This window comes from Amycolatopsis bullii, assembly GCF_014654205.1.
Lineage (GTDB): Bacteria > Actinomycetota > Actinomycetes > Mycobacteriales > Pseudonocardiaceae > Amycolatopsis > Amycolatopsis plumensis.
Window position 1 is genome coordinate 73,302 of the sequence record NZ_BNAW01000019.1, and the last position, 13,179, is coordinate 86,480.

Below are 13,179 nucleotides of genomic sequence, written 5' to 3' on the forward strand. Positions count from 1 at the left end.
TCAGTCCGCCATGCGGGCCGCGTAGGCGGTGACCTCCATCGGGGTTTCGTACTCGACGAAGTCCGGGGTGGTCCACTCCTCGGTCATGGCCTGCTCCTCTTCTCCGGGGGCTGATCGTCGCCACCCTAGGAGCGGGAAGAGCCGCCTGACCAGCATTTTCGCCCCGCTTTCGGAAAGTTTCCTTCCGATGGGGGAGCAAACGTGCCGATGAGCGGGCTACCTTACTGCAGCTTCGAGTTCCACCAAGGCTGTGTCGAGGTGTGTCAGGATTCGCTGCAGGTGCGGAACGCTGCGGCGGCAGCCGGTGATGCCGAAGTCGAGGTGGTCGCCGTTGCTGGTCAGCGTGATGTTCACGGCCTGGCCGTCGAGCAGCACCGAGGCCGGGTAGATGCCGTCGAGCTGGGCGCCGTTCCAGTACATCTGCTTGCGCGGGCCGGGCACGTTCGAGATCACCAGGTTGAACGGCGGCCGCGTGTTCTTCACGATGCCGGGGATCGGCGAGATGCCGAGCTGCGCGACGTTCACCGCGGACAGCAGCAGCGTCTGCACCGGCGTCAGCTCCGAGAACAGCCGCTTGCCGTTGCGCATCGACTGGTGGATGGTGACGAGCCGCTTGCCCGCGTCCGGCAGGTCGGTGGCCAGGTTGCACAGCAGCGCGCCGATGTTGTTGCCGGCCGCCTCGCCCGGGTCGTTCTGGCGGCGCAGCGACACCGGCACCATCGCGATGAGCGGCGCGTCCGGCAGGGCGCGCTGTTCGATCAGGTAGTCCCGCAGCGCACCCGAGCACATCGCGAGCACGACGTCGTTGCGCGACACCCCGGCCGCGGTGGCCACCTGCCGGACGCGGTCCAGCGGCCACTTCTGCGCCGCGAACCGCCGCGCGCCGCCGATCGGCACGTTCAGCATCGTCTTCGGCGCCTGCCCCGGCAGGGTCAGGGTGTGTTCACCGAACGCCTCCCGCGCCACCTTCATCGCGGCCGGCGCCAGGCTCGCGAGCTGGTTGGCGGTCTTGCGCGCGGTCCCGAGCAGCGACCGCGGGCGCTTTTCGCGCTCGCCGCCGGGCTCGCGCCGGGTGCCCCACCACGGCGGGCAGTCCCTGTCCGCCGGGTCGTCCGAGAGGGTGCCCTGCAGCTGGCGCAACGCCGAAACGCCGTCCATCAGCGCGTGGTGGACCTTGGTGTAGACGGCGAACCGGCCGTCGTCGAGGCCCTCGATGAGGTGGGTCTCCCAGAGCGGCCGGTGCCGGTCGAGCAGGGTGCTGTGCCAGCGGCCGGTCAGCTCGAGCAGCTCGCGGACGCGGCCCGGCCGCGGCAGCGCCGAATGCCGGAAGTGGTAGTCGAGTTCGAGGTTGTCGTCGGTCGCCCAGGCCACGTGGCCCATCGTGTTCACCGGCCGGGCCGGGCGGCGCCGGAACACCGAGCGCATGTTGTCCGATTCGAGGAGGCTGTTCCGGACATCGCGCAGGTACTCGTCGCCCGCGCCCTCGGGTTTCTTGAACAGCTGGAGACCGCCCACGTGCATCGGATGCTCGCGCGTTTCGACGAGGAGGAACATCGAATCGGTCACGGGCATCATCGCCATGGGACATCACCTCTCGAGCTCGGCACGCCGACTCTACGCGCTCGGCGGCCGCCGGTGGATCACGTTCTACTCCGCCTCGGATGACCGCCCGCGGCGCAGGGGAAACGTCCGTGCCACCGATGGCCGAACGCGGGTGATCGGCGGCGGGGCTGGCGTGAGCCAACCCTCGTCGAGGGGCCGATTGCCAGATCGTTGAACGATCTGGCAGTATCCGCGCCGTGGCTGTGAGTGGTGCTCGGGAGCTGGTGGACGCGCTGGAAGCGCTCGGAACGGAGATCGTCTTCGGCCTTCCGGGGGTGCACAACCTGCCACTGTGGGAAGCGCTCGGTGAAACCCGCATCAAGCTGGTCGGCGTTCGCCACGAACAGACCGCCGGGTACGCCGCCGACGGCTACGCCCGCGCCACCGGCAAGCTCGGCGTCGCGCTGGTCACCACCGGCCCCGGCGCGGCCAACACCCTCGGCGCGGTCGGCGAAGCCATGGCGTCGGCGGCTCCGGTACTGGTCATCGCGACCGACATCCCGTCGACGCTGCGGCGGCCCGGCGTCGTCCGCGGTGTGCTGCACGAGACGTCCGACCAGCAGGCGATGTTCGCGCCGGTGACCAAGGGCGGCTTCACCGTGCGGGCCCCGGACCAGATCGGCACCACCGTCCACCGCGCCGCCCGGCTCGCCCAGCTGCCGCAGAGCGGCCCGGTCTACCTCGGCGTGCCGACCGACTACCTGCGCGAACAGGTGCCGCACCGGCGTCCGCCCGCCCCGCACCGCAAGCCCGACGTCGACGTCCCCGACCTCGCGCGGGCCGAGGCGATGCTGTCCGACGCGGACCAACCGCTGATCTGGGCCGGCGGCGGCGCGCTGCGCTCGGGCGCGGGCGAGGCGATTGGGGCCCTCGCCGAGAAGCTCGCCGCGCCGGTGATCACCACGTTCGCCGCCCGCGGGCTGCTGCCGCTCGACCACCCGTGCCTGGCGCCGAACCCGGTGCACACGCCGGAGGTCGGCGAGCTGTGGGACGAAGCCGACGTCGTGCTGGCCATCGGCACCGACTTCGACGGCCTGATGACGCAGAACTGGCGGATGCCGCAGCCGCCCCGGCTGATCGCGGTCAACGTCGACGCCGACGACGCCGCGAAGAACTACCGGCCCGACCTCACGCTGGTCGGCGACGCGCGCTCGATCGTCGAGCGGCTGCTGCCGAAGCAGCGGGACGGCCTCGACGACGTCACGCTGCGGCTGGCCGGGATCGGCCGGCGCGTGCGCCAGCGGATTCGCGACGAGGAACCGCAGGCCTACGACTTCCTGTCCACTTTGGACGAGGTGCTGCCGACGGACGCCGTGCTCGTCTCGGACATGTGCGTCGCCGGGTACTGGGTCGGCGGCTTCCACCGGGTGCGGGCGCCGCGCAAGCTCGCCTACCCGATGGGCTGGGGCACCCTCGGCTACGGCTTCCCGGCGTCGCTCGGCGCGGCCGCGGCCGGCACCGGGCGGGCCATCTGCATCACCGGCGACGGCGGTTTCCTCTACGGCTGCGGCGATCTGGCCACACTGGCGCAGGAGCAGCTGCCGGTCACTGTCGTCCTCGTCGACGACGGCGGGTACGGGATGCTGCGCTACGACCAGGACCGCGAGGGCCTGCCGCACCGCGGGGTCGACTGGGACAGCCCGGACTTCGTCGGCCTGGCCCGGTCGTTCGGGGTGCACGCCGACCGCGTCTCCGGCTTCGGGCGGGCGTTCCGGCGGCTGCTCGGCGAGTTCGTCGAGTCGGACGAGCCGAACGTGCTGGTCGTCAAGGCCAAGCTCAAGCCGCCGCTGAACACCTCGCCGCGGTGGTACCGGACATGAGGGTCGGCGTCGACATCGGCGGCACGTTCACCGACCTCTGCGCGGTGGACGAGACCGGGATCGTCGCCGTCGGCAAGGTCCTGACCACGCACGACGAGCCGGCCCGGGCGGTCGAGGAGGGCTTGGCGGCCCTGCTCCCGGACCTCTCGGCCGTGGAGCAGGTGGTGCACGGGACGACGCTGGTCACGAACGCCCTGATCGAGCGCACGGGCTCGCGGACCGCCCTGCTGGCCACCGCGGGCTTCCGGGACGTCCTGGAGATGCGCCGCGAGCACCGGTACGAGCTCTACGACCTGCACCTGGAACTGCCCGCGCCGCTCGTGCCGCGGCACCTGCGGTTCGACGTCCCGGAGCGGATCCTCGCCGACGGGTCCGTCCACACCGGACTGGACGAGTCCGTTGTGGCGCGGCTCGGCCGCGAGCTGGCCGAGAGGGGGATCGAGGCCGTCGCGGTCTGCTTCCTGCACGCGTTCACCAACCCCGCGCACGAACGCCGGGCGGGCGAGATCCTCGCCGAGGTCGCACCCGGCCTGCGGGTGGCGCTGTCCTCCGACGTCGTCCCCGAGATCCGCGAGTTCGAGCGGACGTCGACCACGGTCGCCAACGTCTATGTCCAGCACCTCACCGAGCGCTACCTGCGCGACCTCGAACGGCGGCTGCACCGGCTGGGGATCCGCCGCGCGCCGCACATCATGCTGTCCAACGGCGGACTGGCCACTGTGGACACCGCGGCCCGGTACCCGATCCGCATCCTGGAGTCCGGCCCGGCCGGTGGCGCGCTGGCGGCCGCGGAGCTGGGGCCGCCGGACCTGCTGGCCTTCGACATGGGCGGCACGACGGCGAAGCTGTGCCTGATCGCGGGCGGCGCGCCGCTGGTGACCCACGAGTTCGAAGTGGACCGCAAGTACCGGCTGCGGCCCGGCTCCGGGCTGCCGGTGCGGGTGCCGGTCACCGACATGATCGAAATCGGCGTCGGCGGCGGCTCGATCGCCCGCATCGACGCGCTGGGGCTGCTGACCGTCGGCCCCGATTCGGCCGGGTCCGAGCCCGGCCCGGTCTGCTACGGTCGCGGCGGCACCGAGCCCACGGTCACCGACGCCGACCTCGTGCTCGGCTACCTCGACCCCGGTTACTTCCTGGGCGGCGAGATGCGCCTGGACGCCGAAGCGGCGAGAGCAGTGCTCCGCGAGAAGATCGCCGATCCGCTCGGGGTGAGTGTCGAAGAGGCCGCCTGGGGCATCCACACGAGCGTCAACGAGGACATGGCCAACGCCGCCCGCGTGCACGCCGTCGAGCGCGGGCAAGACCCGGCGAAACTGCCGATGTACACCTTCGGCGGGGCGGGTCCGGTGCACGGCGCCGGGGTCGCGCGGGCGCTCGGGGCGCCGTCGGTCGTCGCGCCGCCCGCCGCCGGGGTGCTGAGCGCGGCCGGGTTCCTCACCGCGCCGCTGGCGTTCGACTTCGTGCGGTCGGCGCGCGCGGCCGTCCACGGCCTGGCGTGGGCGCAGGTCGACGCGCTGTTCGCCGAGATGGAAGCCGAAGGTGCGGCGCTGCTCGCGAAGTCCGGAGTGGACGACGTGACGCACCACCGCGTCGCCGAGATGCGCTATGCCGGGCAGGGCTACGAAATCCGCGTCCCGGTCCACGACGGTCCCTGGCCCGGAACGTTGATCGACGAGTTCACGCGCACCTACCGCGCGCTCTACCGGCGCACCGGACCCGAGGTCGGTGTCGAGGTGCTGAACTGGCGGGTCGTGTCGAGCGGGCCGAAACCGGCCGTGGTGCTGCGGCTTCCCGGGCAGCTCACCGGGAACGCGCGCAAGGGCACCCGGCGGGCCTGCTTCCCGTCGACTGGTGGATTTGTCGACACGGCTGTGTTCGACCGGTACCGGCTCGAACCCGGCGCGCGGGTCGACGGACCGGCCATCGTGGAGGAACGCGAGTCCACTCTGGTCGTCCCGCCCGGCGCGCACTGCGTCGTCCGGGAGGACGGCGCGCTGGAGGTGACGGTGTGAGCGTCGACCCCATCGTCGTCGGGCTGTTCGGCAACCGCCTGCACTCGATCCTCGCCGAACAGCAGAACGCCCTCGTCAACACGGCCTTCTCCGCGGTCGTGCGCGAGTCGCTCGACCTGGCCTGCGCGGTGTTCGACGCGCGCGGCGAGATGATCGGCCAGTCCGTCGGCGGCACGCCGGGGCACATCAACGCGATGGCGACCGGCATGCACCACTTCGTCGCCGAACACCCGCCGGAGACCCTCGAACCCGGGGACGTGCTGCTCACCAACGACCCGTGGCAGACCGCGGGGCAGATCAACGACATCACGGTGGCCACCCCGGTGTTCCTGGACGGCCGGCTGGTCGCCTGGTTCGCGTCCTGCTGCCACGCCCCGGACATCGGCGGGCGGCTGGTGTCCGCCGAAGCCCACGAGGTCTTCGAGGAAGGCCTGCGCCTGCCGATCCTCAAGTTCCTGCGCGCGGGCGAGGTCGACGCCGGCCTGGAACGGCTGATCCGGGCGAACGTCCGGACCCCGGAGGAGACCATCGGCGACCTGTACGCGCAGGTCACCGGCAACGAGGTCGGCGCGGCGAGCCTGCTGCGGCTGCTGGACGAGCTCGGCCTGGACAGCCTCGACGAAGTCGCCGCCGAGATCATGGACCGCTCGGAGCGGGCGCTGCGCGACGCGCTGCGGGAACTGCCCGACGGCACGTACACCAACGAAGTCGTCACCGACGGCTTCGACGACGAAGAGATCGTCCTGCGGATCACGGCCACTGTGGACGGTGACGAGATCCACCTCGACTTCGCGGGCTCCTCGCCGCAGAGCCGTCGCGGGATCAACGTGGTGCTCAACTACACGCGCGCGTATGCGTCGTTCGCGGTCAAGGCGGCGATCTCGCCGGAGGTGCCGCACAACGCCGGCTCGTTCCGGCCGGTGCACGTCACCGCCCCCGAAGGCTCGGTGCTGAACTGCCTGCCGCCGGCACCGGTCGCCTCCCGGCACCTGATCGGCCACTTCCTGCCGTCGCTGCTGATCGGCGCGCTGCCCGCCGCGGCGATCGCGCCGGGCGCGGACGCGCTGTGGATGACCATCTGGCGCGGGCCCGGGTTCATGCTGAACGTCTTCCAGACCGGCGGGATGGGCGCGCGGGCGGACAAGGACGGCCTGTCCACCACCGGGTTCCCGAGCGGTTTGCGGTCGACGCCGACCGAGGTGATCGAAACCATGGCGCCGCTGGTCCAGCACACGCGGGAACTGCGCGTGGACTCCGGCGGCGCGGGCCGGTTCCGCGGCGGACTCGGACAGGTGACCACGATGGGTGCACTCGGCGTGCCGTCCTGGAGCGTCAACGGGAACGTGGACCGGGTCCGCGCCGCCGCGTCCGGTGTGGACGGCGGACAGCCCGGTGCGCCGGGTCGCTTCGGCCTGCGCGGCGGGGCGGACCTGCCCGCGAAGAGCCGGGTGCCGCTGGCGGCCGGGTCCGTTGTGGACGTCACGCTGCCCGGCGGCGGGGGGTACGGGCCACCGGCCGGACGACCGGTGGCGGCGGTGCTCGCCGACGTCGTCGAGGGGTACGTCTCGGTGGCCGCGGCGCGCGAGGTGTACGGCGTCGAGGTGCGGTACCTCGGGGCTCCGGACGCGCTCGTCCGGCTGCCCGAGGACTACGCGGTGGACGAAGAGCAGACAGCACGACTGAGAGCGGGGCAGTGAACATGGGTCGGTTGGCCGGCAAGGTCGCGGTGGTCTTCGGCGGCGCGCGGGGCATCGGCCTCGCCACCGTGAAGGAGTTCCTCGCCGAGGGGGCGACGGTCTTCGCGTCCGACATCCGCGAGCCCGCGGAAGCACTCGACGGCTACCGCCATTCCATAGTGGACGCCACCGACGAGAACGCCGTGGCGGCGTTCGTCGACGGCGTGCTGGCCGAGGCCGGCCGCATCGACGTGCTGTTCAACAACGTCGGCATCCACCTCGGCAAGTCCCTGGTGGACACCACGCTCGCCGAGTTCGACCACATCTTCGCGCTCAACGTCCGGGCCGCCTTCCTCGGCACCCGCGCCGTGCTGCCGCACATGATCGCGCAGAAGGCGGGCAGCATCATCACGACGTCGTCGAACGGCGGCGTGATGGGCCGTCCCGGCGACCCGGTGTACAACGCCACCAAGCACGCGCTGGTCGGGCTGACGAAGTCCATCGCCGTCGCGCACGCGCACCAGGGCATCCGGGCCAACACGGTGAACCCGGGCGCGATCGACACCGACATGCTGCGCAGCACGCTGAACTCCCCGGAGGAGTTCGAGACCAAGCAGCACCAGCTGGTCGCCAGCACGCCCGCGGCGCGCGTCGGCGAGGCCTGGGAGGTCGCGAAGGCCGTGGTGTTCCTGGCGAGCGACGAGTCCCGGTTCGTCAACGGCGTCGTGCTGCCGATCGACGGCGCGAAGGCCGCGGGGGCGATGCCGGGGAACCGGTACAGCCTCGATTTCGAACTCGGCGTCAGGTAGTGCCGTGACCGTCGATGCCTCGGGACTGGAGAGCGCGCGGCCCCTGCTGGAGCGCAGCGGTACGGCCGAGCGGGTCGCGGCGATCCTGCGCCAGTACATCACCGACGGCGTCTTCGCCCCCGGTGAACGGCTGTCCGAGCCGGTGATCAGCTCGGCGCTCGGCGTCTCGCGCAACACGCTGCGCGAGTCGTTCCAGCTGCTCGCCCACGAGCGGCTGGCCGTGCACGAGCTGAACCGCGGGGTGTTCGTGCGTGAACTGACCACAGAGGACATCGAGGACCTCTACGTCGTCCGCCGGGCCACCGAATGCGGGGCCCTGCGCCGCGCGGCGGAGTTGTCCGCAGTGGACCTTTCGCAGGTGGAAGCGGCACTGCGCGACGGCCGGGTGGCCGCGGCGGCCGAGGACTGGCCGTCGGTCGGCACCGCCAGCATCCACTTCCACCAGGCCCTCGCCGACCTGGCCGGCAGCGAACGCCTGTCCGCGACGATGCGCCAGGTGCTCGCCGAGACGCGGCTGTTCTTCGTGCTCAACGAGAACACGCGCGAGTTCTACGAGCCGTTCCTCGACTGCCACGAGCAGATCCTGCGCGACCTGCGCCGCGGGCGGTTCGACGCCGCGGAGGCCGCGCTGGACCGCTACCTGCGTGACGCCGAAGCCCGGCTGCTCGAACTCAGTACGCCGGCGGCCGGAAGCGGATCACCGGGAACGCCACGCTGATCGCGTACGGCTTGCGGACCGTGACCGGGTGGTACCGCCCATCGGGGCCGGCCACCCAGCTGCGCAAGGCGATCGTGCGGACGACGGAACACGTGCCGTAGCCGGCGGTGGCCGGGGCGGCCGTGGCGGCCGGTGCCGAGGTGAGCAGCACGGCGGCCACGGCGGCGGCGGTTCGCGCACGTCGGAAGCACACCACCCCACTCAACCCCGGGACAACCGCCGACCGGAAAGGATTCGAGCCGGTTCAAATCCGCCGTCTCCGCTGCTACCGTCGGTCGGGTGTTCAAGCTGCGGGTCGACGCGGAGACGGTGGCCAGGACACGGTTTTCCCCGTCCCTCGCGGCGGAGTCCCTCGCCTGGCTGAAGCTCGCCGCCGACGCGGGACGGCACCCGGTGTTCGGCGACCCCGGCCCGCTCGCCCGCGGCGCGCTCGCCCACCCCGACGTCGCCCTGCTCCTCGACCTGCTGCCGCGCCCCGGCGAGGTCTACACGCCGGACCTGCTCACCCCGCAGCCCGGCACGGCCACCCGGCCGCGTGACCTGCTCGACGAGCAGATCGCGCGGATCGAGGCGACTCCGCAGGACGAGGTCGAGACACAGGTGCTGGCCCACACGCAGGTCCACTGGACCAGACCGCTGCCGGTGACCGCCCGGCGCAGCGTCGAGTCCGGGTCGATGCCCCGGCGCCTGGCCAACGGCCTCGCCCGGTTCTGGCGGGACGCGCTGGCCGAGGACTGGGCCGGCCTGCAGGCGGTCCTCGACCGGGACATCACCCACCGCGCGCAGGCGATCGCCCGTCACGGCGTCGGCGGGGTGCTCGGCAGCCTGCATCACACGATCGGCTGGGCCGGCGACGCGATCACGGTGGTGAAGCCGTTCGACGGCGAGGCCGACGTCTCCGGCCGGGAGCTGGTCCTCGCGCCGGGGGTGCTCAGCTGGCCGGTCATCAGCATCCAGATCGACGTGCCCGGCCAGGTCGTCCTCTGCTACCCCGCGCACGGCGTCGGCACCGGCGCCGGCCACCGGCCGGGCCGGATCGCGCCGGTCGTCGGGGCGGCCCGGGCGGCGCTGCTGACCGAGCTCGACCTCGCGCGGTCGACCGCGGAGCTCGCCGCCCGGACGGGGTACAGCCCGGGGACCGTGTCGTATCACTTGAGCGCGTTGCACCGGGCGGGTCTGGTGAGCAAGGTGCGGGATGGGCGGTACGTGCTCTATCGGCGGACCGCCCAGGCCGTCGCCCTCCTCGAAGGAGGCGTCAACAGCTGACGTTCGGGGCGATCCAGTCGGCGTACTCGTCCGCCGACCCGTCGCCGCCGTCGTCGACCGCGATGGCCAGCTGCTGGACCCCGGTGACCGGGATGGTCAGCTTCTGCGGCTGCGTGCCGCGCCGGACGATCCCCGTCGCGAACAGCTCCCGGCCGTCGCCCAGCACGCGGAACGCCACCGTCGCCCGCGGGCCCGATGCGTCGTCGACGCCGTACTGGGTGGTGAACGACTTGCACGCCCCGCCCAGGTACAGGCGGATCACCGACGGCGCGTGCACGCCGATCCCGCTGTTCGGCTGGTAGCCCACGCCGCCGATGGCCATCGCCCGCCCGTTGGCCACGCTGCCGCGTTCCACCGGGCCGAGGCCGTTCTCCGAGTACAGCCACGGCCGGGTGCTCAGGTACGTCGTCCCGGTGCCCGGGGCGGTCACCAGCGGTGTCTCGGCGGAGCCCGCCGCGGTGCGCGGGCCGAACTCGCTCGTGTACCCGCCGCTCGCCCCGACCAGCACCTTCGCCGCCGGGGCCGCCGTCGGCCGCAGCGTGATTTCGCGCGTCACCGTGCTGCCCGGCGAAACCCGGGGGACGTCGACCTGCGCGGGGCCGTCCAGCGTCCACCCGGACGGCACGGTGATCGTGTAGCGCGCGTCGGTGATCGGGGTGTCGCCGTCGTTGGTCAGCGTCACCGTGCCGGGCACCGCCTGGCCGGCCAGGAAGCCCTCCGGCAGCTCCACGCCCAGGGTCACCAGCGGCTCGGCGGGGGCGGGCTGACCGGGCCACACGCGCAGGAACGTCCCGGAATTCGCGCCCGCGGACGTGCGGAGCGTGCCGGTGCTGGTCAGCTCGGCGCCGGTCCACAGGTCGCGGACCCGGTAGACCGGCGCCGCCGCGACCCCGGATTCCGCGAGGTCGACCGCGATCGTCCGGGCGGTCCAGCCGCGGTTCAGCAGGAGCACGGCGACCGAGCCGTCGGACATCGGCTTCGCCCAGATCTCGGCGTCGCCGAGGTCGCGGATCTTGCGGCCGGGCGTCCCGGACCAGTCCTGGTCGACCGCGATCACGTCCCGGTTGCCGAGCGTGTCCAGGGGGAACGCTTCGTTCGGCATGAGCGGCGCGTTCATCAGCGCCCACAACGAGAACTGCGCGCGCCGCACCCACGGGTCGAGGATGCTGAAGTTGAGGTAGCCGGGGTCGCTCCAGCCGCCGGGGCCGGTGTGCCCGGCGAGCGGGATCTGCTGGTCCACGGCCAGCATCGCGGACGGGAAGTTGTCCGGGAGGTCGCTGGTGAGCTGCCACGTGTGCGCGCCGGCGCCGGGGGCCCACTCCCACTGGCGGTAGTTCGCCGAGAAGGTGTCGATCATGGCGAACAGGATCGGCCGCCCGGTCGCCTTGAGCGCGTCACCCATCTTCTCGGCGGCCGCCGCGACACCGTTCTCGCCGCCGCACGTGTCGTATTCGAGGTAGTCGACGCCCCAGGCCGCGAACGTCCGCGCGTCCAGTTCCTCGTGGTCGCGGGAGCCGGGCATCGCGCTGCCGCAGACGAGCGTGCCGGTGCCGCTGTGCAGCCCGAACTTCAGGCCGTTGGCGTGCACGTACGCGATGAGTCCCGGCAGGTCCGGGTACTTGGCCGGGTCCGGCTGCAGCTTCCCGTCCGCCGCGCGCGTCTTGGCCGCCCAGCACCCCGCGATGTTGACGTAGGTGTAGCCGGCCTCCTTCAGGCCGCTGGTGACCAGCATGTCGACCGCCGCGCGGACCTTCGTGTCGTCGATCCGCGGGCACTGGTTCCAGCCGCGGGACCACGAGATGCCCATGGGTGGCTTCGCGGCGACGACCGGCTCGTCGGCGGCCGCCGGTGCGGCGAGCGCCGTGCCGAAGGTGAGGAGCGCGAGCAGCAGGACCCCGAACCGGCGCATGGTTCCCTCCCCGGGACCGCGGACAAGATCTCCAGGGTGACGTGGGGGCGAACCGGGCATGAGGGGAGAAATGCCGCCTCCGGGTGGGTGGCCGGGGCGGGCGCGTGGTGCGTGAATTCCCGAGCCCGGCGGGTAGAAAGGGGGCTGATGCCGAGCCTGACGAGGAGCCGTCGATGCCCCCTGCTGTCCGCCCGCTGGACGGGATCGAGGTCGTCGACCTCTCCCGCATCCTCGCCGGGCCCTACTGCACCCAATACCTCGGCGAAATGGGCGCGGACGTCGTCAAGGTCGAGCCGCCGGGCCACGGCGACGACACCCGCGGCTGGGGGCCGCCGTTCGTCGGCGACGAGGCCGTCTACTACCTGGCGGCGAACCGGAACAAGCGCGGGATCGTGCTCGACCTCAAGAGCGACCGCGGGCGGGAGGCGCTGCGGCGGCTGGTCGCGGACGCCGACGTCCTGGTCGAGAACTTCCGGCCGGGCACGCTCGAGAAGTGGGGCATCGGGTACGCCGAGCTGTCCGCGCTGAACCCGCGGCTGATCCACGTGTCGATCACCGGGTTCGGGCAGACCGGGCCGTACCGCGACCGCGCGGGCTACGACCTGGTGGCGCAGGCCCTCGGCGGCGTCATGTCGCTGACCGGCGAGCCGGACGGCGCGCCGGCGAAGGTCGGGCTGCCGGTGGCCGACCTGAACGCGGGGACGTGGGCGATCATCGGCGTGCTGATGGCGTTGCAGGCCCGGCACACGACCGGCCGCGGCCAGTACCTCGACGTGTCCCTTCTGGACAGTCAGCTGGCCTGGCACGTGTACGCGGCGGGCGCGGTGTTCTACGACGCGCCGCGCCCGCGCCGGATGGGCTCGGCGCACCCGAGCATCGTGCCGTACCAGGGCTACCACGTCGCCGACGGCTGGCTGATCATCGCGGTCGGCAGCGAGAAGCTGTGGCACGCGTTCTGCGGCGTGCTCGGCCTGGACATCGCTGCCGACCCACGGTTCTCCTCGAACGCTCTTCGCGCCGCCCACCGTGACGAGCTGAACGCGCTGCTGGAGCCGGTGCTCCTGACGCGCCCGGCGGCGGAGTGGATGAAGGCGTTCGACGCGGCGGGCATCCCGGCGGCCCCGATCAACGAGATCGACGACGTCTACGCGGACCCGTGGGCGGCCGCGCGCGAGCAGGTGGTCCGGTTGCCGCACCCGACGGTGGGGACGTACGTGGGCACAGGCTTCCCGGTGAAGGCGTCGGACACCCCGGCGCGGCCGACGTCCGCCCCGCCGACCCTGGGGCAGCACACCGCGGAGGTGCTGGCCGAGCTGGGGTATTCGGCCGAGGAGATCGCGGAGTTCCTGGACTGATGGTAGGGA

11 protein-coding genes are annotated in these 13,179 nt (G+C 72.4%); 7 read left to right on the top strand and 4 right to left on the bottom strand.

Annotated elements, in window-relative coordinates; translation table 11 throughout:
- Complete coding sequence (pqqA, locus tag IE317_RS45490) at nucleotides 1-156, bottom strand: pyrroloquinoline quinone precursor peptide PqqA (protein ID WP_373309090.1); 156 nt, start codon at nucleotides 154-156, stop codon at nucleotides 1-3.
- A gap of 60 nt (nucleotides 157-216) precedes the next feature.
- On the bottom strand, nucleotides 217-1,581 hold the full coding sequence (locus IE317_RS21975; protein ID WP_191312937.1) for a WS/DGAT/MGAT family O-acyltransferase: 1,365 nt from the start codon (nucleotides 1,579-1,581) through the stop codon (nucleotides 217-219).
- A 218-nt stretch (nucleotides 1,582-1,799) separates the two neighbouring features.
- Between IE317_RS21975 and IE317_RS21980 the strand changes: the two genes are divergently transcribed.
- The 5 genes from IE317_RS21980 to IE317_RS22000 are packed head-to-tail and all read left to right on the top strand — an operon-like array spanning nucleotide 1,800 to nucleotide 8,640.
- Entirely contained in the window at nucleotides 1,800-3,422 is a 1,623-nt protein-coding gene (locus IE317_RS21980) for a thiamine pyrophosphate-binding protein (RefSeq protein ID WP_268246896.1), read from the top strand.
- The gene (locus IE317_RS21985; RefSeq protein ID WP_191312939.1) at nucleotides 3,419-5,437 is read left to right on the top strand and encodes a hydantoinase/oxoprolinase family protein; all 2,019 of its coding nucleotides are present in this window, start codon (nucleotides 3,419-3,421) and stop codon (nucleotides 5,435-5,437) included. The genes IE317_RS21980 and IE317_RS21985 overlap by 4 nt, the downstream gene beginning before the upstream one ends.
- Nucleotides 5,434-7,134 (top strand): hydantoinase B/oxoprolinase family protein, encoded by a 1,701-nt coding sequence (locus IE317_RS21990; RefSeq protein ID WP_191312941.1) that lies wholly within the window; start codon nucleotides 5,434-5,436, stop codon nucleotides 7,132-7,134. Before IE317_RS21985 ends, IE317_RS21990 begins: the two co-directional genes overlap by 4 nt.
- 2 nt (nucleotides 7,135-7,136) lie before the next feature.
- Nucleotides 7,137-7,922, top strand: coding sequence for an SDR family NAD(P)-dependent oxidoreductase (locus IE317_RS21995; RefSeq protein ID WP_191312943.1), 786 nt, complete (start codon nucleotides 7,137-7,139; stop codon nucleotides 7,920-7,922).
- 4 nt (nucleotides 7,923-7,926) lie between these two features.
- Nucleotides 7,927-8,640 (top strand): GntR family transcriptional regulator, encoded by a 714-nt coding sequence (locus IE317_RS22000; RefSeq protein WP_191312944.1) that lies wholly within the window; start codon nucleotides 7,927-7,929, stop codon nucleotides 8,638-8,640.
- Here the strand turns inward: IE317_RS22000 and IE317_RS22005 are convergent.
- Entirely contained in the window at nucleotides 8,594-8,833 is a 240-nt protein-coding gene (locus tag IE317_RS22005) for a hypothetical protein (protein ID WP_229902840.1), read from the bottom strand. The genes IE317_RS22000 and IE317_RS22005 overlap by 47 nt on opposite strands.
- 86 nt (nucleotides 8,834-8,919) lie before the next feature.
- On the opposite strand from IE317_RS22005, the gene IE317_RS22010 reads away from it, so the two are divergent.
- Entirely contained in the window at nucleotides 8,920-9,906 is a 987-nt protein-coding gene (locus tag IE317_RS22010; protein ID WP_191312946.1) for an ArsR/SmtB family transcription factor, read from the top strand.
- Here IE317_RS22010 and IE317_RS22015 read toward each other — a convergent pair.
- A complete protein-coding gene (locus IE317_RS22015; RefSeq protein WP_191312948.1) occupies nucleotides 9,896-11,815 on the bottom strand; it encodes an NPCBM/NEW2 domain-containing protein in 1,920 nt (639 codons plus the stop codon). The two genes, IE317_RS22010 and IE317_RS22015, sit on opposite strands and share 11 nt — an antisense overlap.
- 173 nt (nucleotides 11,816-11,988) lie before the next feature.
- Between IE317_RS22015 and IE317_RS22020 the strand changes: the two genes are divergently transcribed.
- Nucleotides 11,989-13,170, top strand: coding sequence for a CaiB/BaiF CoA transferase family protein (locus IE317_RS22020; protein ID WP_191312950.1), 1,182 nt, complete (start codon nucleotides 11,989-11,991; stop codon nucleotides 13,168-13,170).
- The last annotated feature ends 9 nt before the right edge of the window (nucleotides 13,171-13,179 follow it).

Bases quoted from the DNA above. Each gene is read 5' to 3' on its own strand.
- pqqA (WP_373309090.1), bottom strand. From the start codon at position 156: ATGCTGGTCAGGCGGCTCTTCCCGCTCCTAGGGTGGCGACGATCAGCC.
- IE317_RS21975 (WP_191312937.1), bottom strand. From the start codon at position 1,581: ATGGCGATGATGCCCGTGACCGATTCGATGTTCCTCCTCGTCGAAACG.
- IE317_RS21985 (WP_191312939.1), top strand. From the start codon at position 3,419: ATGAGGGTCGGCGTCGACATCGGCGGCACGTTCACCGACCTCTGCGCG.
- IE317_RS21995 (WP_191312943.1), top strand. From the start codon at position 7,137: ATGGGTCGGTTGGCCGGCAAGGTCGCGGTGGTCTTCGGCGGCGCGCGG.
- IE317_RS22015 (WP_191312948.1), bottom strand. From the start codon at position 11,815: ATGCGCCGGTTCGGGGTCCTGCTGCTCGCGCTCCTCACCTTCGGCACG.
- IE317_RS22020 (WP_191312950.1), top strand. From the start codon at position 11,989: ATGCCCCCTGCTGTCCGCCCGCTGGACGGGATCGAGGTCGTCGACCTC.